The organism is Hydrogenophaga sp. A37 (assembly GCF_002001205.1).
Classification (GTDB): domain Bacteria; phylum Pseudomonadota; class Gammaproteobacteria; order Burkholderiales; family Burkholderiaceae_C; genus Hydrogenophaga.
The window spans coordinates 25455-50773 of sequence record NZ_MUNZ01000077.1 but is presented as its reverse complement, the minus strand read 5'-3'; the positions used below and the strand labels follow the sequence as shown (position 1 = coordinate 50773).

Below are 25319 nucleotides of genomic sequence, written 5' to 3'. Positions count from 1 at the left end.
CATGAACCGTCCCCAAGCCGTCCCCACCGTGCAGATTTTCAATGAACGCGTGATCGTCACCGAGTGGCGTTTCGCGCCGGGGGCGGAGACGGGCTGGCACCGCCACGCACACGACTACGTGGTCGTGCCGATGACCGGCGGCGAGCTGCTGCTGGAAACGCCCGAAGGCAACCGCACGGCACCGCTGACGCTGGGCCAGTCGTACACCCGAAACGTGGGCGTGGAGCACAACGTCATCAACCCCACCGGACACGAAGTCGTGTTCGTGGAAATCGAAATGCGCTGAACCCCACACCATCACCATGCCAAGCTCACACCTGACCCTGCTGGTCATCGCACTCCCCGCCATGGCCATGGCACAGACGCCGCTTCCGCTGGTGGTGGCGAACTTCGGTGGCGCCAACGGCAAGGCGCAGGAAGTGGCGTTCCTCAAGCCCTTTTCCCGTGAGTCGAACATTCCCGCCCAGGGCGTGGAGTACGACGGCGACCTGGGCGCGGTGCGCAAGATGGTGCAGGCCAAAAAGCCCACCTGGGACGTGGTCGAGGTGGAATCATCCGAACTGACCATGGGTTGCAAAGAGGGGCTGTTTGAGCCCTTCAACAAGGCACAGATCAAGAACGCGTCGATGCTCATGCCCGGGAGCGTGCAGCCCTGCGGTGTCGGCGCCTTTGTCTGGTCGACGGTGCTGGCCTACAACAGTGCGAATCTGAAGACCACCCCGACCAGTTGGGCCGACTTCTGGAACGTGCAGAAAATCCCGGGCAAGCGCGGCATGCGCAAGGGTGCTCGTTACAACCTCGAATTTGCGCTGATGGCCGATGGCGTGCACCGCCGCGACGTCTATGCACTGCTGGCCACCGAGGCCGGCTTGCAGCGCGCGCTCAACAAGCTGCAGCAGCTCAAGCCTCACATCGTCTGGTGGGAATCCGGCTCGCAGCCGCCCAAGATGTTGGCCAGCGGCGAGTGGGTCATGAGCACGGCCTACAACGGTCGCATCTCGGCGGCGGTTGCCGAAGGGGCCAGCGGCCTGACCATCGCCTGGAACGACGCCATCTACGACCTGGACTATTGGGCGATCATCAAGGGTTCGCCCCGCGTGGACCAGGCCCAAGCCTTCGTGAACTTCGCGACCTCCGACCCGGCGCAGCTGGCCTTCTCGCGCGAGATCACCTACGGCCCGACCAACTACAACGCGATCCTCGCTTACGACACCGGCCGCAAGCGCGTGCCCGACAACAAGCACCTGATCGACCTGTCGATGGCGCCCAGCGACCTGCCCTCGGCCCCCGGCAACCTGCGCCGAGCCCTGGCCTTCAGCCCGGTCTACTGGGTGTCCAACGGGGCACAGATCGAGAAAAAGCTGGCCGATCTGCTGAAGTGAATCTCGACGAATTTCCCTGCTGCCCAGGGGGGCGACGACGCCCCTTGGTCGCAATTGTTTAATAAATTAAATAAAATCTTTTCCCCCCGCTTTCAACGAGAGACATCCCATGGACATGAAGACCTCCCCCCTTGCTCTGCTGAACGACCCGACCTTGCTCAAAACCGACGCGCTGATCAACGGCGAGTGGGTCAAAGGCGCCAGCCGTTTTGACGTGCTCGACCCGGCCACCGGCCTGAAGCTCGCCGATGTGGCCAACCTCGGCCCGGCCGATGCCGAAAGAGCCATTGCCGCCGCCAACGCGGCCTGGGCCGGCTGGAAGGGCAAGACCGCCAAAGAGCGCAGCATCATCCTGCGCAAGTGGTACGACCTGCTGATGGCCAACCAGGACGACCTGGGCCGCATCATGACCGCCGAACAGGGCAAGCCGTTGGCCGAAGCCAAGGGCGAAGTGGCCTATGGCGCGAGCTTCGTCGAGTGGTTCGCCGAAGAGTCCAAGCGCGTGAACGGCGAGACCCTGCCGCAGTTCGACAACAACCGCCGCCTGATGGTGCTCAAGCAGCCCATCGGTGTCTGCGCGGCCATCACGCCCTGGAACTTCCCGCTCGCCATGATCACCCGCAAGGTGGCGCCCGCGCTGGCCGCCGGCTGCCCCGTCATCATTAAGCCTGCCGAACTCACGCCGCTGACCGCGCTGGCCGCGGCCGAGCTGGCCATCCGCGCCGGCATCCCGGCCGGCGTGTTCAATCTGATCACCGCCGATGCGTCCAACTCCATCGCCGTGGGCAAGGTCATCTGCGCCAGCGACGTGGTGCGCCACATCAGCTTCACCGGTTCCACCGAAGTGGGCCGCATCCTGATGGCGCAGAGCGCGCCCACGGTGAAGAAGTTGTCGCTCGAACTCGGCGGCAATGCGCCCTTCATCGTGTTCGACGATGCCGACATCGACTCCGCTGTCGAAGGCGCCTTCGCCAGCAAGTACCGCAACGCCGGTCAGACGTGCGTCTGCACCAACCGCTTCTACGTGCAGGAAGGCGTGTACGACGCCTTCGTCGCCAAATTCGCCGCCAAGGTGAAAACCGCCAAGGTCGGCAACGGTTTTGAAGACGGCGTGAACCAGGGTCCGCTGATCGAAGAAGCCGCGTTGGAGAAAGTGCAGCGCCATGTGGACGACGCCAAGGCCAAGGGCGGCCGCATCCTGGCCGGCGGTCAGCGCCTGAACGACATGGGCAGCGGCCAGTTCTTCGAACCCACCGTGGTGGCCGACGCGACCGCCGACATGCTCTGTGCCAAGGAAGAAACCTTCGGCCCCTTCGCGCCGGTGTTCAAATTCAAGACCGAGCAGGAAGCCATCGACGCAGCCAACAACACCGAGTTCGGCCTGGCCAGCTATTTCTACAGCCGAGACATTGGCCGCATCTACCGCGTGGCCGAAGCGCTGGAGTACGGCATGGTCGGCATCAACGTCGGCATCCTGGCCACCGAACACGTGCCGTTTGGCGGCGTGAAGCAGTCGGGCCTGGGCCGCGAAGGCTCACACCACGGCATGGACGACTACGTCGAGATCAAGTACCTCTGCCTGGGCGACATCCTCAAATGATCCGGGTCTGACCATCGAGGTCATTCATACGGCTTTGCATTCAAGCGTAGAACAAGGCGCGAAGCCGCAGACAGTGCGAAAGCACGGCAAGGCGAAGCAACGCAGTTATACGTTTGAAGGCAAAGCCGTATCAGGCCTGGCGAGCAGCGTTCGCCGGTCGGGTGCGGGCTGGCTTCACGGAATGAGCGAAAATCCGAGCTGTCATCAATTCTTCACACCAATGTAAAGAGGCTGCCACAAATGGCAGCCTCTTTGCTTGTCTGCACACACCCCCATGATCTCCATGCTCGGAAGCATCGAACCCTGGCTCCTCATCAGCTTGCTGTTGGCCCTGTTGTTCGTTCTCGCCTTTGAATTCATCAACGGCTTCCACGACACCGCCAACGCGGTGGCCACCGTGATCTACACCCGGGCCATGCCGCCCTCGGTGGCGGTGTTTTCGTCGGGCGTGTTCAACTTTCTTGGCGTGCTGCTCGGTGGTGTGGGCGTGGCCTACGCCATCGTGCACCTGCTGCCCGTCGAGCTGCTGATCGACGTGGACTCCGGGCGGGGTCTGGCCATGGTCTTTTCGCTCTTGACGGCGGCCATCGCCTGGAACCTGGGCACCTGGTTCCTTGGCATCCCCGCCTCCAGCTCGCACACGCTCATCGGGTCCATCCTGGGCGTGGGCATGGCCAACGCGCTGATCACCGACATCGAACTCTCGCAGGGCGTGAACTGGCAGAAGGCGATCGACATCGCGGTCTCGTTGGTCTTGTCGCCCGTTGCCGGGTTCATGGTGGCAGGCCTGATCCTGGTGGTCCTGAAATGGTGGAAGCCACGCTCGGCCATGCACAAGACGCCTGAGAAGCGGATGGAAGACGTGGGCAAGAAGCACCCGCCGTTCTGGAGCCGCATGGTGCTGGTGCTCTCGGCGCTGGGGGTGAGCTTCGTGCACGGCTCCAACGACGGTCAGAAGGGCATCGGTCTGATCATGCTGGTGTTGATCGGTATCGTGCCCTCGTATTTCGTGCTCGATCTGAGCAGCAGCAAGTACGAGATCGACCGCACGCGCGATGCGGCCATGTACCTCAGCGATTTTTACCAGCGCAACGACGCCACCCTGTCGTCCTACCTGGCGCTGGGCAAGTCCAATGGCACCGAGCTGCCCGCCAAGTTCAGCTGCGACCCGCACCAGACCGAAATCACCATTGCCGCCCTGCAGCGCGGCCTGGCCGGCGTGACGAACTACGCCTCGCTGGCGCCCCAGGAGCGCGTCGACATCCGCCGTTACATCCTGTGCCTGGACGACACCGCCCGCAAGGTGTCCCGCCTGGCCTACCTGCCCTCCGTGGAAAAGCGCGATCTCGCCCGTCTTCGCAAAGACCTGACCGCATCCACCGAATACGCCCCTTTCTGGGTGGTGATCGCCGTGGCCCTGGCGCTGGGCATCGGCACCATGATCGGCTGGAAACGCGTGGTGAAGACTGTGGGGGAAAAGATCGGCAAACAGGGCATGACCTATTCCCAAGGCATGAGCGCGCAGGTGACGGCGGCCATGGCCATCGGTCTGGCCAACGTGTTTTCACTCCCTGTGTCCACAACCCACGTGCTGTCGTCCGGTGTGGCCGGCACCATGGTGGCCAACCGCAGCGGCCTGCAGAGCAAGACCGTGGGCAGCATCCTGATCGCCTGGGTGCTGACACTGCCCGTGTCCATGGCACTGGCCGCCGGCCTGTACTGGCTGGCCCACCGCGTATTCATCGCCTGATCTTCGGGGGTTCCGGTCCGCCATCGCTTACACTGGCGGCCCTCTGCGGGTGTAGCTCAATGGCAGAGCTGTTGCTTCCCAAGCAACTGACGAGGGTTCGATTCCCTTCACCCGCTCCAGATTTCAAAAGGCCCCTCGGGGCCTTTTTCATGTCGGCCGGTCCACGGCCCTGTCTGCAGGCAGCGAGGCCAGCGACCACCAGCTCACCACCACCAGCGGGAGGCCCAACCCGAAGGCGTAGCGGATGCCCCAATGCTCGGCGATGAAGCCCAGCATGGGCGGCGCCAGCAGGAAGGCCACGAAGGCGGTCTGCGACAGGGCCGCGACATTGACGGCCGCCGGCCGGTCGTGGCGCTGCGCGGCGGCTGACATGGCGAGCGGGAAGATGGCGCTGGTGCCCACACCCATGAGTGCGAAACCCAGCAGCGACACCGCAGAGTGCCATGCCGCAAACACCAGCACCACCCCCACACCCAGCGTGAGCAGCAGCACCCGGGCCACCGTGCGGGGCGAGTGCCGGTCCACGAAATGGTCGGCCGAAAAACGCGCCATGGCCTGCGCAAACGCGCCCGTGGCCACCGCCAGCCCGGCCACAAAGGGCGCCGAGCCGAACACGTCGCGCATGTAGATGGACGACCAGTCGATGCCCGCACCCTCCATCACCATCGCCGAAAAACACAGGCCCACCAGCGACATGATGGCCAGCGTGGGCCGGGCGAAACGGGGCGCATGCGCGGCACCGGGCGGCTGGGGTCTTGCAGGACTGGGCTCGAAACCACCCAGCACCCACCTCGTGGCCACGACCACGACCAGGACGGTCACCATGAGTTGCACCTGCGGGCTCACGCCCCAGCGGGCGCTCAGGGCGCCGACCACACCCGCACCGAAGAAGCCAAAACTCCAGAAACCGTGCGAACGGTTCATGAGGCGGCGCCCGAGGCGGTGCTCCACCCGATCGGCCTCCACGTTCACCACAATTTCAATGGCGCCCACACACATCCCCGCCGGCACCAGGCAGGCAAACAGCATCCAGGGTGCGGCGGCCCAGGCCGCCAGCGCGTACCAGACCGACGCGATGGGCAGCAGCCAGAGCAGGCAGCGCCGGTAGCCCACGCGCTCGATCAGCGAGTGCCCCCAGGTCAGCGACACCATGGTGCCGCAGGCCGTGCCCATCAGCGCCAGCCCCAACGCGCCCTCGCCCACCCCCATGCCGCGTTGGATCTCGCCCATGCGGGGAAACAATCCGCCCAGGCTGAACGCGTAGAGAAAAAAAGCAGCGTAGACGCGATGGGCAGCGGTCAAGCGGGGCTCCGGGCGAGGTTTGAATGAAGGGCAGGCGGTGGATCATGACAGGGCCGGACCGGCCGTGCTCCTGCGCGTGCTCGCCGCGTCACCCGGCCCCGTTGGCGTGTGCCAAGGCACGGAACCGCCGGTTTTCCGCCCGGGCGCCGTGGTGAATGTCGATACACTTTGGACTTACTAAAAATGTATCAACACGTTACAAAACCCCAACCCGGACGCTCGACGCGATGCCCTCCTCCCCACCGCCCTCCGAGCGCCTGTTCAGAGCCGAAGCCCTGGCCTCCCAGCGCACCCAGTTGTTGGGCGAGATCGTCCTCACACCGAAACTCTCGACGCTGTGGATGAGCCTGGTGGCGGCCTTGCTGGCGTTGGCGGTCATCGCCTTCCTGATGCTCGGAAGCCACACGCGCCGCGTCACTGTGAGCGGGCAGCTCATGCCCGCTGGTGGCCTGATCCGTGTGTACACGCCGCAGGCGGGCGTGGTGCTGGAGAAACGCGTGAGCGATGGCCAGCTCGTCAAAAAGGGTGCGCTGCTCTACGTGCTCAGCAGCGACCGCCAGGGCGACGGCGCGCGGGAACTGCAGGCCGACATTGCCCTGCAGGTGGGCGAGCGCAAAGGCTCGCTGGAACAGGAAATCCAGCGCTCGCAACAAGTGCAGGCCGACGAACTGGCCAACCTGCAGCGCCGGGCCGACACCCTGCGCGGCGAATCCACCGCCATCGCCGGCCAGATTGAGCAGCAGAAAACGCGCCTGCAGATCGCCGAAGACACGCGCAAGCGATACCAGAGCCTGGCCGACCAGGACTTCATTGCGCGCGAAGAACTGATTCAGAAAGAGATCGACCTCACCGAACAACGCTCGCGCCTGCGCGGCCTGGAGCGCGAGGCGCTTGGCGTGCAACGCGAAGCCAGCCTGGTGCAACAGGAGCTGTTGGCGACCCGCCTGCGCCACGCCAACCTCGTGGCCCAGCTGGAGCGCGAGGTGTCCAGCACCGACCAGCAACTCACCGAGGTCGAGTCGCGCCGGCGTGTGCTGATCACGGCGCCGGAGGCCGGCCGCGCGACCCTGGTGGTGGCCGAGGTGGGCCAGACGGTCGACAGCAACCAGGCCATGGTCACGCTGGTGCCGGCGTCGGGCGAGCTGCAGGCCCGGCTGTATGCGCCCAGCAGCAGCATCGGCTTTGTGCAGGCGGGCGATGCGGTGCTGCTGCGCTACCAGGCCTTCCCCTACCAGAAGTTCGGGCAACACGAGGGCGTGGTTGAAACCGTCTCCACCTCGGCGGTCAGCACCGCCGAACTCACCGGCCTGCCCGCCACCGGCCTGGCACCGGGTGAGCCGGTGTTCGCCATCCAGGTAAAGCTGAAGGCCAGCAGCATCGACGCCAACGGGCAAAAGCGCCCCTTGCAGGCGGGCATGCAGCTTGAAGCCGACATCCTGCAGGAACGCCGCAAGCTCTATGAGTGGATGCTCGAACCCCTTTTCAGCGTGACCCAACGCGCCACGCCATGAGCCGCCACGACCGGAGATGCCTGTGACCTGGACCGACCGACTCTCTTTTGGCCTGGGTCGCACACTGCCCGTGATCCTGCAGACCGAGGCCGCCGAGTGCGGACTGGCCTGCCTGGCCATGGTGCTCAACCGCCATGGCGTGGTCACCGACCTCGCCGCCCTGCGCACGCGCCACGCGATCTCGCTGACCGGTGTCACGCTGGCCACGCTCACCGACATCGCCCAACGCGAACAGCTGGGCACGCGCGGCCTGCGCCTCGAACTCGACGAGCTGGCACAGCTGCGCCTGCCCGCGATCCTGCACTGGGACCTCAACCACTTCGTGGTGCTCAAGTCGGTGGGCAACGGCCACGTGGTGATCCACGACCCGGCGTTCGGTGAACGCCGCATGAGCCTGGAAGACACCTCGCGCCACTTCACCGGCGTGGCGCTGGAGGTCTGGCCCAACCCGGGGTTCGCGCCGCGAGAAGAAAAGACCCGCGTCAGGCTGACCCAGCTGATCGGCCAGGTCGCCGGTTTCTGGCCTTCGCTCGCGCAGGTGTTGCTGCTTTCGCTGGCGCTGGAGGTGTTTGGCCTGGTCTCGCCGCTGTTCATGCAGTGGGTGCTGGACCACGTGGTGGTCTCGCGCGACACCCAGCTGCTGACCACGCTGGCGCTGGGCTTCGGCCTGCTGATGCTGGTGCAGCAGGCCACGTCGCTGCTGCGTTCGTGGGTGCTGATGGTGATCAACACCTCGATCGGCCTGCAGTGGAAAGCCAATGTGTTTGCCCACATGACGCGCCTGCCGCTGTCGTACTTCCAAAACCGCCACCTGGGCGACATCGTCTCGCGCACCGGCTCGGTGGACGAGATCCAGCGCACCCTGACCTCCGCCTTTGTGGAGTCCTTGTTCGACGGCCTGCTCGTGATCCTCACCCTGGTGCTGATGTTCATCTACAGCCCCGCGCTCGCCTGGGTGTCGCTGATCGCGGTGACGGTGTACCTGGCCATGCGCCTGCTCTGGTACCGACCGCTGTACGCGGCATCGGAAGAGACCCTGGTGCGCGACGCCAACCAGTCCAGCCACTTCCTGGAGACGATCCGCGGCATGCGCGCGATCCAGCTGTTTGGCCGGCAAATCCAGCGCCAGAGCGCCTGGCAGACCCTCATGGTCAGTGCCACCAACGCCCGCCTCAAGGTGCAGAAGCTGCAGATCCTCTACGGCCTGCTGCGCGGCCTGCTCAGCGGTGGGTTCATGGTGCTCATCATCTGGCTCGGCGCGCGCCAGATCATCGCCACCGAGCTCACCGTCGGCATGTTGATGGCGTTCCTGGCCTACCGCGCCCAGTTCGACAGCCGGATCACCGCGCTCATCGACAAGGCCATCGACCTCAAGATGCTGCGCCTGCACGCCGAACGCCTGGCCGACCTGGTGCTCACGCCCGCCATGCCGCAAGCCCAGCGCCTCGGTGCGCGCGATCTGGCGGCGGCGCAAGCCGGCAACGACGCCGGCCCGAGCCCCGCGCTCCGGCTCGAAGGCTTGCGCTACCGCTATGCCGACCAGGCGCCCTGGGTGATCGACGGGCTCTCGCTCGACATCGCGGCCGGCGAGGTGGTCGCCATCACCGGCCGGTCCGGCTGCGGCAAAACCACCCTGATCAACCTGCTGCTGGGCACCTACGCGCCGATCGAGGGCCAGATTCGCGCCGACGGCGTGCCGCTGGCGCAGATCGGCATCGAACGCTGGCGCCAGGGCGTGGCCACCGTGATGCAGGACGACACCTTGTTCGCCGGTTCGATCAGCGACAACATCTGTTTCTTCGACGCCCAGCCCGACCTCGAGTGGGTGGTCGAGTGCGCCGACATGGCCGCACTGCATGACGACATCGAGACCATGCCCATGGGCTACCAGACGCTGGTAGGCGACATGGGCACGGTGCTTTCGGGCGGCCAGAAACAGCGCCTGCTGCTGGCGCGGGCCTTGTACAAACGACCGAAGGTGCTGATCCTCGACGAAGCCACCAGCCACCTCGACATCGAGTCCGAGGCGCGGGTGAACGCAGCCATCGCCGCCCTGCCGGTCTCACGCATCGTGATCGCGCACCGCCCCGAAACCCTGCGTTCGGCGCAGCGGGTGGTGGAGATGCAGGCGGGCCGGGTGGTCTTCGACGGCACGCCGCAAGGCTACTTCGAACACGTCGCTGAGAGGGCTCGCCGACCATGACGCCCGTTTCGTCCCGGTGGCGTCCGCTGGCGCTGGTACTCGCCTTGCTCAGCGCTGGCGTGGTGAAAGCCCAGGTGGGCGACCCACACCTGCGCCTGAGCACCCTGCTGGCGCAGCCGCCCGTGTTCGGCGTTGAAGAAGCAGCGCCCACTCGCCATTGGGCACACGGGGCCGAGCGCTGGCAGCCAGGCCACCGCGATTGCGCGGCCACCGCTGAGCCGCCCTGGGAACGCCTGACCCTCGGCGACGCGCTGGCGCGCACGCTGTGCAAGAGCCCTGCCCTGCGCCAGGCGTTGGCCGACGTGGCCGAGCAAGCGGCGGGGGTGGAGCTGGGCGAAGTGGCCCTGCGCCCCAGCTGGAACGCCAGCGTGGACTACAGCGCGGCCCGCAACTTCAACGCCACCGGCAACTCGGGCCGCACCATCGGCGCCTCGCTGGGCCTGTCGTGGGCGCTGTTCGACTTCGGCCAGCGCAGCGCCAGCCTGCGAGAGGCCCGCTTGGCCCTGTCCGCGGCCATGGCCAGCCAGGGCAATGCCCTGCTCGAATCGGTTCGCGAGCTGCTGCGCCTGTACGGCGAAGCGGTGGTGGCCACCGCCTCGCTGGAGGCGGCCACCGAAGCGGAAGCCACCGCCTCGCGAACGTCGGCGGCGGCGCAGGCGCGTTACGACGCCCAGGTGGGCAACCAGATCGACCGCCTTCAGGCCCAGACCGCGCTCGCGCAAGCCACGCTGGAGCGCGTGCGCGCCCAGAGCAACTGGGAAAACGCGCGTGGCCACCTGGCGCTGGCGCTGGGTGCCGACATCGAGCAACCCCTGCAGCTGGCCGAATGGACGGTGTGGGCGCGTCCGGGTCCGGAGACTCCCGATCTGGCCGCATTGCGAAGCGAGGCCCGCGCCCAGCACCCCCGGTTGCGCGCGGCGCAGGCCCAGATTGATGCCTTGCAGGCCCGGCTGGAAGCGATTCAGGCCCAGGGCAAGGGCAGCCTCACCGTCAGCGCCAACGGCGGCACGTCGCGCAATTGGGGAGCGGCCGGCAACGGCAACATCCCCACCGCCAATGCCGCCATCGTGGCCAACATGCCGCTGTTCAACGGTCGTGAATCCAACGCACAGCAAGCGCAGGTGCTTGCACAAAAATCCGCCCGCGAAGCCGGGCTGGAGACCGCTCGCCGCGAGGTGGACAGCCAGCTCTGGCAGGCCCATCAGGCCCTGCTGACCAGCCGGCAGAGCCTGTTGGCCAGCGAACGCCTGCTGGTCTCCGCCAACAACACGTACAAGGTGGCCCAAGGCCGCTACCGGGCCGGCGTGGGGTCCATCCTCGAGTTGCTCAACGCACAGTCGGCGCTCGCCGACGCCCGCCGGCAGCGCGTCAGCGCTCAGGTGGACCAGCTCACCGCCCGGACGCAGCTGGGATTGGCGAGCGGTCGCGCCGGGCTTTAAGCCCTCTCATCGACCCCCACAAACAAAAATGGCACCCAAGGTGCCATTTTTTGTCGTGACCGAAGCGGTCGGGCCGGCGCTCAGTCCACCTGAGGCAGCTCTTCCACAGGGGGCTTAGGCTCACACACGGGCTTGGGTTGGCAGACGGGCTTGGGCTGACAAATGGGTTTCGGATTGCAGTAAGAGCGCGGCTTGTAGCTCCGGCATGAAAAGAACCAACCGCCTGCGACATTGCCCATCTCTTCGTTGCTCAAAACGCGCATTTCATGCTCCTGTAAAAAAACGTTACCAACTTACAAACATCAACTTTAGTATACATAAGCATGCGATAAAAAGTAAACACTTTGATACAAACCATTCGTCGGACAACCCGCCCAAAGTGTGGGTTCTGAAACGACAAAAAGCCTGGCGAACCAGGCTTTTTGTCGTCAGTCGGGCGGTCAACCGCCCGTCCCCAAAGGGTCAGATCAGCGTCACACCCGTCTTGGACTGCAGCAGCTCCAGCGTCACATCGGGCGCCAGTTCCACCACTTTCAGGCCCTCGGGTGTCACGTCCATCACGGCCAGGTCGGTGATGATGCGGTTGACCACGCCCTTGCCGGTCAGCGGCAGCGTGCACTTCGGCAGGATCTTCAGGTCTTCGGTGCCGTCTTTCTTCTTGGCCACGTGTTCCATCAGCACGATCACGCGCTTCACGCCGGCCACCAGGTCCATGGCGCCGCCCATGCCCTTGACCATCTTGCCGGGGATCATCCAGTTGGCCAGGTCGCCCTCGGCCGTCACCTGCATGGCGCCCAGGATGGACAGGTTGATCTTGCCGCCGCGGATCATGGCGAACGACTGGTCGCTGCCGAAGATGGCCGAGCCCTTCATGGTGGTCACCGTCTGCTTGCCGGCGTTGATCAGGTCCGGGTCCACCTCGTCTTCATAGGGAAACGGGCCGATGCCCAGCATGCCGTTTTCGCTCTGCAGCCACACCTCCACGTGGTCGGGCACATGGTTGGCCACCAGCGTCGGGATGCCGATGCCGAGGTTCACGTAAAAGCCGTCCTGCAGTTCCTGCGCCGCACGCGCGGCCATCTGGTCTTGGGTCCAAGGCATGGTGATCTCCTGTTTATTTGCGGTCGCGGATGGTGCGCTTTTCGATGCGCTTTTCCGGGTTGGCGTTGAGCACGATGCGGTGCACGTAGATGCCAGGCAGGTGCACGTCGTCCGGGGCGATCTCGCCGGTGGCCACGATGCGCTCCACCTCCACGATGCAGATCTTGCCGGCGGTGGCGGCGGCGGGGTTGAAATTGCGCGCTGTCATGTTGAAACGCAGGTTGCCGGACATGTCGGCCACGTCGGCCTTCACCAGCGCCACCTCGGGGAACAGCGCATGTTCCATCACGTAGGTTTCACCGCCGAACTCGCGCAGTTCCTTGCCTTCGGCCACCAGGGTGCCGACACCCGTCTTGGTGAAGAATGCCGGGATGCCGGCACCACCAGCGCGCAGCTTCTCGGCCAGCGTGCCCTGGGGCGTGAATTCGAGCTCGAGCTCGCCGGCCAGGTACTGGCGCTCGAACTCCTTGTTTTCACCCACGTAGGACGAGATCATTTTCTTGATCTGGCGCGTCTGCAGCAGCTTGCCAAGACCGAAGTCGTCCACGCCCGCGTTGTTGGAAATAGCGGTTAGGTTTTTCACGCCGGAATCGCGCAGCGCGTCGATCAGCGCTTCGGGAATGCCGCAGAGGCCAAAACCGCCCACGGCGATGAGCTGGCCGTCAGCGACCACGCCCTTCAGGGCTTCGGCTGCGCTCGGGTAAATCTTGTTCACGTCGGTTGCTCCAGTGGTTGAACAGGGATGGGCGCTACGATACTACGTAATTGAATACGTAGTTTGACCTAATGGCTAACCCGAACACCGACCCCATGAACAACGCCAATGGCATCGACTACCGCCTCGCCTTCGACCTGGCACCCATCGGGCTGGCGCTGTCGCGGCAGCGCACGATGGTGGACTGCAACCAGGCGCTGTGCGAGATGTTTGGCACCACGCGTGAACAGCTCGTGGGCCAGAGTTTTCAGGTGCTCTACCCCAGCGCCGACGAGTACGAACGCACCGGCGCGCGCATCGCACCGATCCTCGGGCGCAGCGGCACCTACGCTGACGACCGCATCATGAAACGCATGGACGGCCGCCTCAAGGGCGAAACCTTCTGGTGCCACGTGACCGGCCGGGCCCTGCGCCGCGAAGCGCCGCACGAGGCCGGCATCTGGAGTTTTGAGGACCTGAGCTCACGCCGCACCGTCAAGGCCGATCTGACCGGGCGCGAGCGCGAGGTGGCCGCCTTTTTGATGGACGGCCTGACCAGCAAGGAGATCGGCAAGGCGCTGGGCATCAGCCACCGCACGGTGGAGATCCACCGCGCGCGCCTGATGCGCAAGTACCAGGCGCACAGCACGCCAGACCTGGTGCACCGCCTGGTGGCGGGCTGACCCGAGAGGGCGGCGGGCGACCCGCCGCGTTCGGTTCGGGTTATTTCTTCTCGGCGACGTGGGCCAGCTTGGGTGCAACGGCCGCATTGAGCGTCTGCAGTCGACCGATGGCCTGACCGACAGACATCGAGTCCGTGTTCCAGAACTCGTTCACGGCCGCCCGCATGGCCGTTTGCTGTGCGGTCGACAGCGCCATGCCGTGTGCCACGGAAGGCAGCAAGGTGCCCGCCTTGGCCGTCGCCGCGAAGTCCACGTTGGAGCGTTTGGCACATTCGTCAAACTTGTCCATGTTCAGGTTCAGATGCACCGGGATGGAGCCCTTGCGCAGGTTGAACCGCTCCTGGAAGTCTTTGCCCATCAGCACATAGGCCAGATAACCCTGGGCCTTTTGCGCCTCCCAGCTCTTGAGCTGGAACATGGCGAAGGAATCGACGTTGTAGGTGTAGGCATTGGCGGTGCCGGGCGCGGGCATGCAGATGAAGTCTTTGCCTGGCATCTGTTTGGCGGCCAGGAACTCGCCCTTGGCCCAATCCCCCATGAACTGGAACCCGGCCTTGCCTTTGATCACCATGTCGGTTGTGACGTTCCAGTCGCGGCCAGGGGCCTTGGCATCGACATAGGTCTTGAGGCGGCGAAAGGTCTCCAGCGTCTTTTTCATCGCATCGCTGCCGATGGCCGCCTTGTCCAGTTTGAGCAGCGCCTTGTCGTAGAACTCAGGCCCGCCGACGCCCAACGCCACGGTCTCGAACACCGTGAAGTCCTGCCAGTCCTGACCACCATGGGCCAAGGGAACGAAGCCGGCCGCACGGATTTTGTCGGCAGCGACAAAGAACTCGTCCCAGTTCGTGGGCATGACCGTGACGCCCGCTTTCTTCAACACGGCGGAGTTGGCCCACAACCAGTTGACGCGGTGCACGTTGACCGGCACCGCCACATAGTGGCCCTTGTACTTCATCTGGTCGGCGACCACCTTGGGCAGGAAATCGTCCCATTTGTCAAACAGCGCCATGGCGTCCAGGTTGGTCAGCGCATTCAGTTCGGCCCATTCCTGAATCGCTGGCCCCTTGATCAGGGCCGCGGCCGGGGCATTGCCATCCAGCACACGCTGCTTCAGGGACGCCATGGCATTCCCACCCGCGCCGCCCGCGACGGTAAAGTCTTTCCAGGAATGGCCCCGCGCGGTCATCATGGCCTTGAGTTCCTGGACCGACTGGGCCTCGCCGCCCGAGGTCCAGTAATGCAGCACCTCCACCTCTCCTGCATGGACAGCGGCGCTGGCAAGCACCGACATACCGACAGCCAACAGGCAGCGCCACTGATTTTTGTTAAGCATGGTGATGAGAATTTCGTGAAGCCTTCGATCCTATCCATGCGGATCAAAGGGTTTCTACCGAGAAGACCCACAGAACCGGCAAAAGCGAGCACTCCTTCACGCACGCAGGTGCACCCATCACCCAGGCTTCAACCACTCACCCGACTGCAGCCCCCTTGCCCTATCTGGGTAGGGGGCGTCGGGCGACATCCCGGCCCTTCACATTCACTGCGGCTGAAAGCCGCTGTCCTTGATGATCTTGGCCCAGACCTTGGCGTAGGCGCGCTCGCGTGCGGCCAGCTGCTCGGACGACATGTAGCCCACGGTTAGACCCATGGCGGTGAGTTTGTCCTTCACCTCGGGCATGGCGATCGCCTTCTGCACGGCGGCGCCCAGTTTGTCGATGGCAGCCTTGGGTGTGCCAGCGGGCGCGAAGATGCCGTAATACGGGACTTCTTCAAACCCCGCCAAACCGAGTTCGGCAAAGGTCGGCACCTCGGGCATGGCGGCCTGGCGCTGCGTGCCCATCACGGCCACCACGCGCAGCTTGCCAGCCTTGTGGTTCTCGATGAAGTCGGGGATGGAGGCCACACCGGCCGCGATCTGGTTGCCCAGCATGTCGGCCATCATGGGTGCGCTGCCCCGGTACGGTGCGGCGACCAGGTCCAGACCGTTCTTCTTGGCGATTTCCTGCACCAGAAATTGCGGCACCGAGCCCGGCGCGGGAATGCCCACCGTGGCCTTGCTGCCGCCCTGCTGGCGCACCCAGTCGATGTAGGCCTTGTAGCCCTGGACCGGCGTGCCGCCCGAGACCGCGACCGCGTTGACGAAGGTCGCGAAGCCCGCCACCGGAACGAAGTCCTTGGCCGACTCGTAGCCCGGGTTCTTGGTGACCATGGGCAGGATGGTGATGCTGTGGTCGTGGCTGAGAAACAGCGTGTGGCCATCGGGCGCTGCGGCCTTCAGCGCTTGCGCCGCCAACTGACCACCGGCCCCGGCCTTGTTCTCCACCACCACCGGCGCGCCCAACTCGGCCTGCAGGCGCTCGGCCAGGATGCGGGCGATGGCGTCGGTGCCGCCACCGGCGGGGAAGCCCACCATGAGTTTGGTGGTGGTCTGTGCCTGCGCCAGGCCGATGCTGGCGACAGCGCCGAGGGCCAGCGCAGCGCGGAGAGAGCGGGTCAAAAAGGAACGGCGGAACGTGGTCATGGTGAGCTCCATGGATGAAAAAGAAGAATCAGATAGCCGGAGGTTCCACCACTTCAGCAGCGGTGCGAAACGCCTCGACCGAGGTCGGGATGCCGCAGTAGATGGCCGCGTGCAGCAGCACCTCCTGGATTTCCTCGACGGTGGCGCCGTTGTTGAGTGCACCGCGCACATGGCCCTTGAGTTCGTGCTGTTTGCCCAGCGCGGTGAGCATGGCCACGGTGACCAGGCTGCGGGTCTTGCGGTCCAGGCCGGGGCGCTGCCACACGTCGCCCCAGGCAGCGCGCGAAATGTGGTCCTGAATGGGCTGGGTAAACGGTGTGGCGCCGGCCAGCGCGCGGTCCACGAACGGGTCACCCATCACCTCGCGGCGGGTGGCCAGGCCCTTGTGATATTGCTCGTCCTGCATGCTGTGCTCCATGTGTCAGATTGGTCCAAGGGCCGAGGATAAGCTGGCGAGATTCCACGAAACTGAACGGAGACCCCCATGAGCCACACGCCCCGCTACCCCCTGCCCGATCTGAACACCCTGCCCGACGATCTCAAGGCCAAGATCCTCGAGGTGCAGGAGAAAGCAGGCTTCGTGCCCAATGTGTTCCTTGGGCTGGCGCGCCGCCCGGCCGAGTGGCGTGCCTTCTTCGCGTACCACGACGCGCTCATGACACCGGAGGCCGTGGGCCGCCACTCGGGCCTGAGCAAAGGCGACCGCGAAATGATCGTCACCACCACCAGCGCGGCCAACCACTGCCTGTACTGCGTGGTCGCGCATGGCGCGATCCTGCGCATCTATGAGAAAAAGCCGCTGGTGGCCGACCAGGTGGCGGTGAACCACCGCAAGGCCGATATCACGCCGCGCCAGCGCGCGATGCTCGACTTCGCGATGAAGGTCTGCCTGGCTTCAAACGACATCGACGATGCCGACTTCGAGACCCTGCACGCCCACGGTTTCGACGACGAAGACGCCTGGGACATTGCCGCCATCACCGCCTTCTTCGGCCTCTCCAACCGCGTCGCCAACGTCACCGGGATGATGCCGAATCCCGAGTTCTACCTGATGGGTCGGGTGCCGAAACAGAAGTGAGGGAAGGGCCCCCATGCTCCGCCGCTGCGCGGGTCGCTGCCCCCCATGGGGGTTGCTCCGGCTTGGGGCGGCCCGGCGCCGATCGCCTGCTCAGCCTTTGGTGAGCCTGGGCGGCCCGCCGGCCGTCTCGATCAGCGCCCGAGCCTGATCGGACATGGGCACCGATTTCTGCCTGGGGAAATCCACCCAGACAATGGTCGCGCCGCCATTGGCGTACACCGTCTCCGGGTCGTCGACGCGCGACATCTCGTGGAAGGTGTCGAACGAGGTCTTGCCCATCGTCCCCGCATAGGTGCGCACCAGCACATCGCCCGGGAACTCCAACTGCCGGATGAAGTTGCAGAAGGCGTTGACGATCACCGGCCCTTCGCCTTTTGGATCGGCCGGCAGCCCCATGCCGAAGAACCAGTCCAGGCGCGCGATCTCCATGTAGCGGAAATAGATCGTGTTGTTGACATGGCCCATCGCGTCCATGTCGCCCCAGCGGATGGGCACCACGATGGAATGCACCAGTGTTTTGTCGTCAGGCAGTTCGAGTTTCATCAGGGTTCCTTCAGTTTTTTCGCCGGGCCGCCCCAAGAAAAAACGCGCCCCTTGGGGGCAGCGACCCGCGAAGCGGCGGAGCGTGGGGCTTTTCATCGGTGGGCGCGAATCGAAGCCAGGATGCCGGCCACGAACAGCACACAAGCCAGCAGCTGAGCGGTTGCCGGCCAGTCGCCGCTCCACACAAAAGCGTAAATCAAGGCAAAGACGGTTTCGCTCACCACAAGCTGGCCCGCCAGGCTGGTGCTCAGGCGGCGGCTCGCCACGTTCCACATCACCGACGCGATCCAAGCCGAACCGATGCCGGTGAAGGCGCAGACGAAGACAAAAGCGCCGAGGCCCGGCCGCGACACCAGTTCATGCCAAGCGGTGCCCCAGCCCAGCCAGAGCAGCAGCCCGCCCAGACCCGCCGCGAGCCCCAGCCAGTTGGCCCAGGCGGTGGACTTGACCTCGGGGTGGCGGCGGATCCAGCGGGCATTGAGCATGCCGAAAGCCAGCCAGCTGAGCATGGCGCCGACCGCGAGCAACACGCCGCGCCACAGATGGCCCGCCCCCGTCTCACCCACCGCATCCGAGGTGGCGTCCATCATCAGCGCCATGCCCGCCGCGGTCAGCACCAGCCCGGGCAGCAGCGCCGCCCAGCGCAGGTGGTCGGGCTTGCCCAGCAGCATCATCCAGACCGGCAGCGTGCCAATGATCAGCGCCGGCAACGCCGCCCCGGCGTCCGCGATGCCGTAGACCAACAGCAGGTAGTAACCGGTGTAGCCCAGCACGCTGAGCCCGAGCGCCGCCCCCGACTGCGCCGCATCGGGCCACAAGCCGGCACGGGCTGTCGGTGAGCTCAGCAGCGTCTGCCACAGCATCCACACCAGTGAAAACAGACCGCAGGCGATGAAGCGCCCGGCTGTGTAGTCCTCCGACGAGAATCCTGGCGCCACCAGCGGCGCGACAAAGGTCGTGCCCCAGAACGCCCCCGCACCCAGTCCGGCCGCGATGCCCACGGCCATGCCGGGTGGCAGTCCTTTGGTTTCGGACGCCGCCTCAGTGGTCAACACGGCAGCGAGAGAAAACACATCTCCGGGAACACCGCGGAACTGGCTCTGCCAGGCCGCAGGTGTTGCCCCCTTGAGGGGGTGACGCGCGCAGCGCGGCGCAGGGGTGGGCCATGTTCAGACGCCGAAGCCGTCATCCGCTGCAATGACCGCGCCGTTCACGAAGTGGCTCTCATTGCTGGCCAACATGACCAGGATCGCGTCCAGGTCGGCCGGCTGCCCCACGCGCTTGCGCGGCAGCATGTTGATGAGTTTCTGGCCCTGCTCGGTCTGCCAGTGGTGGTGGTTGATTTCGGTGTCGATGTAGCCCGGGCAGATGGCGTTGACGTTGATGCCGTACTTGCCCCACTCCACCGCCATGGCCTTGGTCATCTGCACCACGGCGGCCTTGCTCATGCAATACACGCCGATCTGCGGCAACACCTTGAGCCCGGCCATGGACGCGATGTTGATGATGCGCCCTCCTACATAGGTGCCCGGTGCCGCACCTTTGGCCCGCGCCAGCATGCGCTTGGCCACTTCCTGGGCCACGAAGAAGGCGCCTTTGGTGTTGGTGTCGAAGACGAAGTCGTAGTCTTCTTCGGTCACATCCTGCAGGCGCTGGGTCGTGCTCACGCCCGAGTTGTTGACCAGGATGTCGATCACGCCGACCTCGGTCTCGGCATGTGCCACCGCCGCCTTGATCGACGCAAGATCGGTCACGTCCATGGCCACCACGTGCGCGTCGCCGCCATCGGCTTCGATGTGGGCACGCAGCGCCATCAGGCGGTCGGTTCGGCGGCTGGCCAGCACGACGGCCGCACCCGCCTGGGCCAGGGTCTTGGCAAATTGCTCGCCCAGGCCGCCCGACGCACCGGTGATCAGGGCCACACGACCCGAAAGGTCAAGGCTGTATGCCATTTAGAGAACCTCCTCAAAAGACGATGGGGACGCCACCGGGGGCGGCGCAGGTGACAAACATTGTGCGCCATCGGCCACTAGAATCCGTCACGCCCACGACAGGCCCGCCCCCGGGCGGACCACCCCACACAAGAGGAAGCCAGCCCACCATGAGCCCCGAAGAAATCTTGAGCACCTACGGTCCACGCGAAGCGATGGAATACGACGTGGTGATCGTCGGCGGAGGCCCCGCCGGCCTGTCCACCGCCATCCGCCTGAAGCAGCTCGCCGCCGAGAAAGGCAGCGAGATCAACGTCTGCGTGCTGGAGAAGGGCTCCGAGCCTGGCGCCCACATCCTCTCGGGTGCGGTCATGGACCCCAAGGCCCTCACCGAACTCTTCCCCAACTGGAAGGAACTCGGTGCCCCGCTGAACCAGCCCGTGACGGGCGACGACCTGCTGGTGCTCTCGGAGACCGGTGCCACCCGCACGCCCGACTGGCTGATGCCGCGCAACTTCGACAACCACGGCTGTTACGTCATCAGCCTGGGTGCTGTGACCAAGTGGCTCGGTGAACAGGCCGAAGCCCTGGGCGTGGAAATCTTCCCCGGCTTCAGCGCTGCCGAGGTGCTCTACAACGCCGACGGATCGGTCAAAGGTGTCGCCACCGGCAACCAGGGCGTGGGCAAAGACGGCGAGCCAATGGAGAGCTTCCAGATCGGCATGGAGCTGCACGCCAAATACACCGTGTTCGCCGAAGGCGCACGCGGCCACCTGGGCAAGCAACTCATCGCCAAGTTCAAGCTGGACGAAGGCACCGACGCGCAAACCTTCGCCATCGGCATCAAGGAACTCTGGGAAGTGCCGGCCGACAAAGCCAAGCCGGGCCAGGTGGTGCACACCGCTGGCTGGCCCATGAACGACGACACCTTCGGTGGCGGCTTCCTCTACCACCTCGAAGGCAACAAGGTCACGCTGGGTCTGGTCGTGGGTCTGGACTACCAGAACCCCTGGATGAGCCCGTTCGAAGAGATGCAGCGCTGGAAGACCCACCCCAGCATCAAGGCCCACATCGAAGGCGGCAAGCGCCTGGGCTACGGCGCCCGCGCCCTGAACAACGGCACGCCGCAAGCCTTGCCCAAGCTGGTGTTCCCGGGTGGGGCGCTGGTCGGCTGCAATGCGGGTTTCCTGAACGCCGCGCGCATCAAGGGCAGCCACGCGGCCATCAAGAGCGGCATGTTGTGCGCCGAGGCCGCCTTCGAGGCGGTGGCCGCCGGCCGCAGCAGCGACGAGCTGAGCGCCTTCCCCGATGGCTTCAAGAAGAGCTGGCTGCACGAGGAACTCTGGACCTATCGCAACTTCAAGAACTGGTTCAAGAAGAGCCCGCTCGTGGGCAAGCTCATGACCGGCGTCGAACACTGGTTCCTGCCCAAGGTGGGGGTGAGCAACCCGCCCTGGACGCTGCACAACACGGTGAAGGACCACACCAAGCTGCGCCCGGCCGCCGAGATGCCGAAGATCACCTACCCCAAGCCCGACGGCGTGATCACCTTCGACCGCTTGAGCAGCGTGTTCGTCAGCAACACCAACCACGAAGAGCAGCAACCCGCCCACCTGACGCTGAAGGACGCGAGCGTGCCCGTGCAGATCAACCTGGCGAAGTACGCTGGCCCCGAGAGCCGTTACTGCCCGGCCGGCGTGTACGAGTTCGTGAACAAGGACGGGGCCGATCAGTTGGTGATCAACGCGCAGAACTGCGTGCACTGCAAGACCTGCGACATCAAGGACCCGACGCAGAACATCGTCTGGGTCACGCCCGAGGGCGGTGGCGGACCCAATTACGCGGGCATGTGAAACCGGTCTTGGGTCACAAAAGCCGCCTTCGGGCGGCTTTTTTTCGGCCTTCACCCGAGGCGGCGGCCCACAACATGGGTTCTGTTCGCGCATTGCAAAAAAACACAAACCCCCTATGCTGGTGAGGTTGTCAGCACAAACCCATGACCTCTGCCTCGCTCTACCGACATCGCTGGATCTTGATCCGCTTGCCGCTGGCATTGGTGGCGGTGGCGTTGGGCGTCATGGCCTGGTGGTGGCTCTACCCGATGCCGCCCGCGCGCCTGACCATCAGCACCGGACAGGCCGACGGTGCCTACCAGCGCCACGCCGCGCGCTACGCGGAGGCGTTCTCGCGGCGTGGCATCGAACTGACCGTTCTGGAGTCCCCGGGTTCGGCCGACAACCTCAAGCGCCTGCAGTCAAGCCCACCCCTGGCCGATCTGGCGTTCGTCCAGGGCGGCTTTGGCTGGTCGTCCTCGTCCGGTGACCCCAAAGACATGGCTGCGGTGCAGACGCTGGCCAGCGTGGACATCGAAGTGTTGTGGCTGTTCAGCCGGGATGCGCCATTGACCTCGCTGATGCAGCTGACCGGTCTGCGGGTCGCGGCTGGACCCGAGGGCAGTGGCCACCGCGCCATGCTTCGCCGCCTGCTGGAGCAAGTGCGCGTGTCGCCCGAGACGGTGTCCCTGTCAGACCTCAGCGGCCTGGCCGCGCGCGACGCCCTGCAAAAACAGACGGTGGACGCGGTGTTCATGGTGGCGGCGCCCAGCGCGCCGGGCGTCGCCGCGCTGCTCACCGCGCCCGGCGTGCAGCTCGCCACCCTCCAGCGCACGGTGGCCATCGCCGAGCGCAACAACTACCTGGAAAACCGCCTGCTGCCGCAAGACGCCCTCGGCACCCACCAACCGCCGACCGACACGCCGGCGTTGACCACACCAACGCACCTGCTGGTGCGCCAGGACCTGGACCCCGCACTCAAGCGCATGGCGACCGCCGTCGCGCTGGAGGTGCACCGCGAGGCCGGCGCCTTCCACCGCGCTGGCGAGTACCCGGCGCTGCGTTTCAGCGACTTCCCCACCGCCCCCGAGGCCCGCATGGTGCTGGCGCGCGGGCTGAGCGGCCTGGAGGCTGTGTTGCCTTTCTGGTGGGCACAGGTGCTGCAGCGGCTGCTTGTCATCGGCCTGCCGCTGGCCCTGGTCACCGCCCTGCTGTTCCGCCTGGTCCCGGCCTGGGTGCGCTGGCGCCTGGAAAGCCGGGTGTCGCGCTGGTACGGTGAGCTCAAGTTCATCGAGAACGACCTGGCGTCCAGCACCCTCAACGTCGGCGGCATCGAACTCAGCCGCATCAACGCACGCCTGCGCCACATCGAAGACGCCATTGCATCGGTGAAGCTGCCCCCAGAACTCGCCCAGCGCTGGTACATCCTGCGCCAGCACGTCGACTTCGTTCGCGGCCACATCCGGGGGTACCGGGGGCGATGAAACTCCTGCTGCTCTACCGCCGCCGCTGGTGGCTGATCTACCTGCCGGTGCTGCTGGCGGTGTTCGCCCTGCTCGCGGTGACGCTGTGGGTCTGGAAACCGCTGCCCCCTGCGCGCGTGGTCATCGGCGCCGGGCCGGGGCAAAGCAGCTACCTCGCGCTGGCCAGGGCCTACGCCGCCCGGCTGGAGCACCTGGGCATTGCGGTGGACATCGTCACCCACGACCGACCGCAGGCGCCACTGGAGCGCCTGGCCCACGGTGGTGCGGGTCTGGACGTGAGCTTCGCCCAAGGCCTCTACGCGCCGCAAGGGGGCGAGGTGCAGGCGCTGGCGGTGATCGGCCATGAGATCGTCTGGCTGTTCGCCCGCGAGGGCATCCACAGCCTGTCGCAGCTCAAAGGCCAGCGCATCGCCAGCGCGGCGCCCGGCTCGTCCAGCCGCCTCGCGGCCGAACTGCTGCTGCGGCACGTGGGCATCCGGCCAGACGAAGTGAGCTTCACCACCGACGTGGGCGACGCGGCGATCAGCGCCCTCAGCGAAGGCCGTGTCGATGCGGTGGTTCATGTCGCCACCGGCGACTCGCAGACCGCCGCCACCCTGGCGCGGATGGACGGCGTGCACATGCTCGGCGTGGAACGCGCCGGTCTGCTCGCCACACGTGAGCACAGGCTGCGCGCGGTGATCATGCCGCAGGGCTCCATCGAGTTGCGCAGCAACCTGCCCGCCGCCGACCTGCCCACGGTCGTGACCCTCACCCACCTGCTGGTGCGACCCGACCTGCACCCCGCCCTGCAGCGCGCGCTGCTGGACGTGGCGGGCGAGCTGCACGTGATGACCGGCTTTCTCGAAGGGCAGGGCCTGTACCCGTCCGCAGTGGGCAGCGACTTTCCGGTCTCACCCACCGCTGCATGGCATTTCAGGGGCGGCCGCCCGTGGCTGGAAACCCAGTTGCCCTACGGCACCGCGCAGTGGGCCGAGTTGGTGCTCTACGCGTTGCTGCCCATGGGTTTGCTGGGCGCGGCCTTGCTGTTTCGGGCTCCCCGCTACATCGACTGGCGGGTGGACGCCGCGCTGCAGCACTTCTACGGCGAGCTCAAGTTCCTCGAAGAAGAGATCCTGCGCGCCGCGCCGGGTGAACCCGCAGTCCTGCACCCGTTTGTGCGTCGGCTCGACCACCTGGAGCAGGAGGTCTCGACCATGGAACTTCCCGACCGCTATGCCGACCGCTGGTACACGCTGCGCGAACACCTTCAGCAAACCCGCGAACGGTTGCATGTCCCGAAGTGAAGCACCCCCGCGCCGCTTCGCGTCCCCCCCCCTCTCTCGCCTTCGGCGGGAGGGGGACGGCACTGGCCGTCCAGCAAAGCCGGCCCGGCGGTGCCCCTGGGCTCGGCTGTGTCATGCGGCGCGGGGGGTGTTTCACCCCAGCCTGCGATACATTCATCGGCCATGACCGCGCCCGCCCTTCACCCCGACCTGATCAAGCACCTGCGAGCGCTGGCGAGCGGCCCCCGGCGCCTGCTGGGTGTCGTCGGCCCACCCGGCGCCGGCAAGTCCACCCTCGCCAGCCTGATGGTGCAGGCCGTGGGCCATCGCGCTCAAGCGGTGCCCATGGATGGTTTTCACCTGGCGCAGGCCGAGCTGGAGCGCCTGGGGCGCGCCTCGCGCAAGGGCGCACCCGACACCTTTGACGCCGCAGGCTACGCCTCGCTGCTGCGGCGCTTGCGCGAACCGGTGGCGGGCGAGGTGGTCTACGCGCCCGACTTCCGGCGTGAGATCGAGGAGCCCGTGGCCGGCGCACTGCCCGTGTTCCCAACCACGCCACTGATCGTCACCGAAGGCAACTACCTGCTGCTGGACGATGGCCCCTGGCAACCGGTGGCCGGCCTGCTCGACGAGGTCTGGTACCTGCAGGTGGCGCCCGACCTGCGGCTGGAGCGCTTGGCGCAGCGCCACCAGCGGTTCGGCCGCAGCCGCGAAGAAGCGCTGGCCTGGATCGCGTCCACCGACGAGCCCAACGCGCGCCGCATCGAAGCCGTGCAGCACCGGGCACAACGCCAGATCGGCTGGAACGAGGCGCAAGGCCTCTTCTTCTGAAGGGTGCCCTGCACGCCATCCCTCAGCCCGTCCGGCTGAGTGTTTCCGCAGCGCAACATGTCCCCCAGGCGAGGGGCAATTTGTTCACGCTCCTAAAAGCTTCTTAAGTGTCGAACCCTATCATCCGAAAGTTATTGTTTCTCCGAACCCGCGACGGAGAAGCAGTACA

22 protein-coding genes and 1 tRNA gene are annotated in these 25319 nt (G+C 65.8%); 14 read left to right on the top strand and 9 right to left on the bottom strand.

Going from position 1 to position 25319, the window contains the following annotated elements; translation table 11 throughout:
* Position 1: 1 nt before the first annotated feature.
* The 5 genes from B0E41_RS06630 (at position 2) to B0E41_RS06610 (ending at position 4851) form a co-directional block, all read left to right on the top strand.
* Entirely contained in the window at positions 2–286 is a 285-nt protein-coding gene (locus B0E41_RS06630; RefSeq protein ID WP_077330185.1) for a cupin domain-containing protein, read from the top strand.
* Positions 287–302: 16 nt separating this feature from the next.
* Positions 303–1382, top strand: a complete 1080-nt coding sequence (locus tag B0E41_RS06625; RefSeq protein ID WP_077330183.1) for an ABC transporter substrate-binding protein — start codon at positions 303–305, stop codon at positions 1380–1382.
* A gap of 109 nt (positions 1383–1491) precedes the next feature.
* On the top strand, positions 1492–2982 hold the full coding sequence (locus tag B0E41_RS06620; RefSeq protein ID WP_077330181.1) for an NAD-dependent succinate-semialdehyde dehydrogenase: 1491 nt from the start codon (positions 1492–1494) through the stop codon (positions 2980–2982).
* A gap of 274 nt (positions 2983–3256) precedes the next feature.
* Positions 3257–4732 carry an inorganic phosphate transporter gene (locus tag B0E41_RS06615; protein ID WP_077330179.1) on the top strand — a complete coding sequence of 492 codons (1476 nt, stop codon included), beginning with the start codon at positions 3257–3259 and terminating at the stop codon, positions 4730–4732.
* 45 nt (positions 4733–4777) lie between these two features.
* A tRNA-Gly gene (locus B0E41_RS06610) sits at positions 4778–4851 on the top strand.
* Positions 4852–4879: 28 nt separating this feature from the next.
* On the opposite strand, the gene B0E41_RS06605 is transcribed toward B0E41_RS06610, so the two are convergent.
* A complete protein-coding gene (locus tag B0E41_RS06605) occupies positions 4880–6034 on the bottom strand; it encodes an MFS transporter (RefSeq protein ID WP_253194653.1) in 1155 nt (384 codons plus the stop codon).
* A gap of 227 nt (positions 6035–6261) precedes the next feature.
* Here B0E41_RS06605 and B0E41_RS06600 point away from each other — a divergent pair, with 227 nt between their 5' ends.
* From B0E41_RS06600 to B0E41_RS06590, 3 genes are read left to right on the top strand one after another with little or no spacing between them, the layout of a single operon-like run.
* Entirely contained in the window at positions 6262–7545 is a 1284-nt protein-coding gene (locus tag B0E41_RS06600) for an HlyD family efflux transporter periplasmic adaptor subunit (protein WP_171984689.1), read from the top strand.
* A 22-nt stretch (positions 7546–7567) separates the two neighbouring features.
* Positions 7568–9748 (top strand): peptidase domain-containing ABC transporter, encoded by a 2181-nt coding sequence (locus B0E41_RS06595; protein WP_077330207.1) that lies wholly within the window; start codon positions 7568–7570, stop codon positions 9746–9748.
* Positions 9745–11187: a TolC family protein gene (locus B0E41_RS06590; RefSeq protein ID WP_077330174.1), complete on the top strand. Its 1443-nt coding sequence runs from the start codon at positions 9745–9747 to the stop codon at positions 11185–11187. Before B0E41_RS06595 ends, B0E41_RS06590 begins: the two co-directional genes overlap by 4 nt.
* Before the next feature lie 462 nt (positions 11188–11649).
* On the opposite strand, the gene B0E41_RS06585 is transcribed toward B0E41_RS06590, so the two are convergent.
* Both B0E41_RS06585 and B0E41_RS06580 read right to left on the bottom strand, forming a co-directional pair.
* Positions 11650–12288, bottom strand: a complete 639-nt coding sequence (locus tag B0E41_RS06585; RefSeq protein WP_077330172.1) for a CoA transferase subunit B — start codon at positions 12286–12288, stop codon at positions 11650–11652.
* 13 nt (positions 12289–12301) lie between these two features.
* Entirely contained in the window at positions 12302–13003 is a 702-nt protein-coding gene (locus B0E41_RS06580; RefSeq protein ID WP_077330170.1) for a CoA transferase subunit A, read from the bottom strand.
* A 95-nt stretch (positions 13004–13098) separates the two neighbouring features.
* Between B0E41_RS06580 and B0E41_RS06575 the strand changes: the two genes are divergently transcribed.
* Positions 13099–13665, top strand: a complete 567-nt coding sequence (locus B0E41_RS06575; protein WP_077330168.1) for a LuxR C-terminal-related transcriptional regulator — start codon at positions 13099–13101, stop codon at positions 13663–13665.
* A 40-nt stretch (positions 13666–13705) separates the two neighbouring features.
* Here the strand turns inward: B0E41_RS06575 and B0E41_RS06570 are convergent, their stop codons facing one another.
* From B0E41_RS06570 to pcaC, 3 genes are all read right to left on the bottom strand, one after another.
* Positions 13706–14956: an ABC transporter substrate-binding protein gene (locus B0E41_RS06570; RefSeq protein WP_143433705.1), complete on the bottom strand. Its 1251-nt coding sequence runs from the start codon at positions 14954–14956 to the stop codon at positions 13706–13708.
* A gap of 246 nt (positions 14957–15202) precedes the next feature.
* The gene (locus B0E41_RS06565) at positions 15203–16186 is read right to left on the bottom strand and encodes a Bug family tripartite tricarboxylate transporter substrate binding protein (RefSeq protein ID WP_077330205.1); all 984 of its coding nucleotides are present in this window, start codon (positions 16184–16186) and stop codon (positions 15203–15205) included.
* Positions 16187–16214: 28 nt separating this feature from the next.
* Positions 16215–16592 carry a 4-carboxymuconolactone decarboxylase gene (gene pcaC, locus B0E41_RS06560; RefSeq protein WP_143433701.1) on the bottom strand — a complete coding sequence of 126 codons (378 nt, stop codon included), beginning with the start codon at positions 16590–16592 and terminating at the stop codon, positions 16215–16217.
* A 78-nt stretch (positions 16593–16670) separates the two neighbouring features.
* Here pcaC and B0E41_RS06555 point away from each other — a divergent pair, with 78 nt between their 5' ends.
* Positions 16671–17264, top strand: a complete 594-nt coding sequence (locus B0E41_RS06555) for a peroxidase-related enzyme (RefSeq protein WP_077330162.1) — start codon at positions 16671–16673, stop codon at positions 17262–17264.
* A 90-nt stretch (positions 17265–17354) separates the two neighbouring features.
* On the opposite strand, the gene B0E41_RS06550 is transcribed toward B0E41_RS06555, so the two are convergent.
* From B0E41_RS06550 to B0E41_RS06540, 3 genes are all read right to left on the bottom strand, one after another.
* Positions 17355–17807 carry a thioesterase family protein gene (locus B0E41_RS06550; protein ID WP_077330160.1) on the bottom strand — a complete coding sequence of 151 codons (453 nt, stop codon included), beginning with the start codon at positions 17805–17807 and terminating at the stop codon, positions 17355–17357.
* 92 nt (positions 17808–17899) lie between these two features.
* Positions 17900–18862 (bottom strand): DMT family transporter, encoded by a 963-nt coding sequence (locus B0E41_RS06545; protein ID WP_363350432.1) that lies wholly within the window; start codon positions 18860–18862, stop codon positions 17900–17902.
* Between the two features lie 114 nt (positions 18863–18976).
* Positions 18977–19759, bottom strand: coding sequence for an SDR family oxidoreductase (locus tag B0E41_RS06540; protein WP_077330158.1), 783 nt, complete (start codon positions 19757–19759; stop codon positions 18977–18979).
* 149 nt (positions 19760–19908) lie between these two features.
* Between B0E41_RS06540 and B0E41_RS06535 the strand changes: the two genes are divergently transcribed.
* The 4 genes from B0E41_RS06535 (at position 19909) to B0E41_RS06520 (ending at position 25150) form a co-directional block, all read left to right on the top strand.
* Positions 19909–21591, top strand: coding sequence for an electron transfer flavoprotein-ubiquinone oxidoreductase (locus tag B0E41_RS06535; RefSeq protein ID WP_077330156.1), 1683 nt, complete (start codon positions 19909–19911; stop codon positions 21589–21591).
* A 143-nt stretch (positions 21592–21734) separates the two neighbouring features.
* A complete protein-coding gene (locus B0E41_RS06530) occupies positions 21735–23054 on the top strand; it encodes a TAXI family TRAP transporter solute-binding subunit (RefSeq protein WP_077330154.1) in 1320 nt (439 codons plus the stop codon).
* Positions 23051–24340, top strand: a complete 1290-nt coding sequence (locus B0E41_RS06525) for an ABC transporter substrate-binding protein (protein ID WP_077330152.1) — start codon at positions 23051–23053, stop codon at positions 24338–24340. The genes B0E41_RS06530 and B0E41_RS06525 overlap by 4 nt, the downstream gene beginning before the upstream one ends.
* Positions 24341–24502: 162 nt before the next feature.
* The gene (locus B0E41_RS06520; protein ID WP_077330150.1) at positions 24503–25150 is read left to right on the top strand and encodes a nucleoside/nucleotide kinase family protein; all 648 of its coding nucleotides are present in this window, start codon (positions 24503–24505) and stop codon (positions 25148–25150) included.
* Positions 25151–25319 lie beyond the last annotated feature (169 nt).

Coding starts and splice junctions, on each gene's coding strand:
- B0E41_RS06570 (WP_143433705.1), bottom strand. CDS start 14,956: ATGTCGGTGCTTGCCAGCGCCGCTGTCCATGCAGGAGAGGTGGAGGTG.
- B0E41_RS06530 (WP_077330154.1), top strand. CDS start 21,735: ATGACCTCTGCCTCGCTCTACCGACATCGCTGGATCTTGATCCGCTTG.
- B0E41_RS06535 (WP_077330156.1), top strand. CDS start 19,909: ATGAGCCCCGAAGAAATCTTGAGCACCTACGGTCCACGCGAAGCGATG.
- B0E41_RS06540 (WP_077330158.1), bottom strand. CDS start 19,759: ATGGCATACAGCCTTGACCTTTCGGGTCGTGTGGCCCTGATCACCGGT.
- B0E41_RS06620 (WP_077330181.1), top strand. CDS start 1,492: ATGGACATGAAGACCTCCCCCCTTGCTCTGCTGAACGACCCGACCTTG.
- B0E41_RS06520 (WP_077330150.1), top strand. CDS start 24,503: ATGACCGCGCCCGCCCTTCACCCCGACCTGATCAAGCACCTGCGAGCG.
- pcaC (WP_143433701.1), bottom strand. CDS start 16,592: ATGCAGGACGAGCAATATCACAAGGGCCTGGCCACCCGCCGCGAGGTG.
- B0E41_RS06625 (WP_077330183.1), top strand. CDS start 303: ATGCCAAGCTCACACCTGACCCTGCTGGTCATCGCACTCCCCGCCATG.
- B0E41_RS06585 (WP_077330172.1), bottom strand. CDS start 12,288: ATGCCTTGGACCCAAGACCAGATGGCCGCGCGTGCGGCGCAGGAACTG.
- B0E41_RS06525 (WP_077330152.1), top strand. CDS start 23,051: ATGAAACTCCTGCTGCTCTACCGCCGCCGCTGGTGGCTGATCTACCTG.
- B0E41_RS06550 (WP_077330160.1), bottom strand. CDS start 17,807: ATGAAACTCGAACTGCCTGACGACAAAACACTGGTGCATTCCATCGTG.
- B0E41_RS06555 (WP_077330162.1), top strand. CDS start 16,671: ATGAGCCACACGCCCCGCTACCCCCTGCCCGATCTGAACACCCTGCCC.
- B0E41_RS06630 (WP_077330185.1), top strand. CDS start 2: ATGAACCGTCCCCAAGCCGTCCCCACCGTGCAGATTTTCAATGAACGC.
- B0E41_RS06600 (WP_171984689.1), top strand. CDS start 6,262: ATGCCCTCCTCCCCACCGCCCTCCGAGCGCCTGTTCAGAGCCGAAGCC.
- B0E41_RS06590 (WP_077330174.1), top strand. CDS start 9,745: ATGACGCCCGTTTCGTCCCGGTGGCGTCCGCTGGCGCTGGTACTCGCC.
- B0E41_RS06615 (WP_077330179.1), top strand. CDS start 3,257: ATGATCTCCATGCTCGGAAGCATCGAACCCTGGCTCCTCATCAGCTTG.
- B0E41_RS06565 (WP_077330205.1), bottom strand. CDS start 16,186: ATGACCACGTTCCGCCGTTCCTTTTTGACCCGCTCTCTCCGCGCTGCG.
- B0E41_RS06575 (WP_077330168.1), top strand. CDS start 13,099: ATGAACAACGCCAATGGCATCGACTACCGCCTCGCCTTCGACCTGGCA.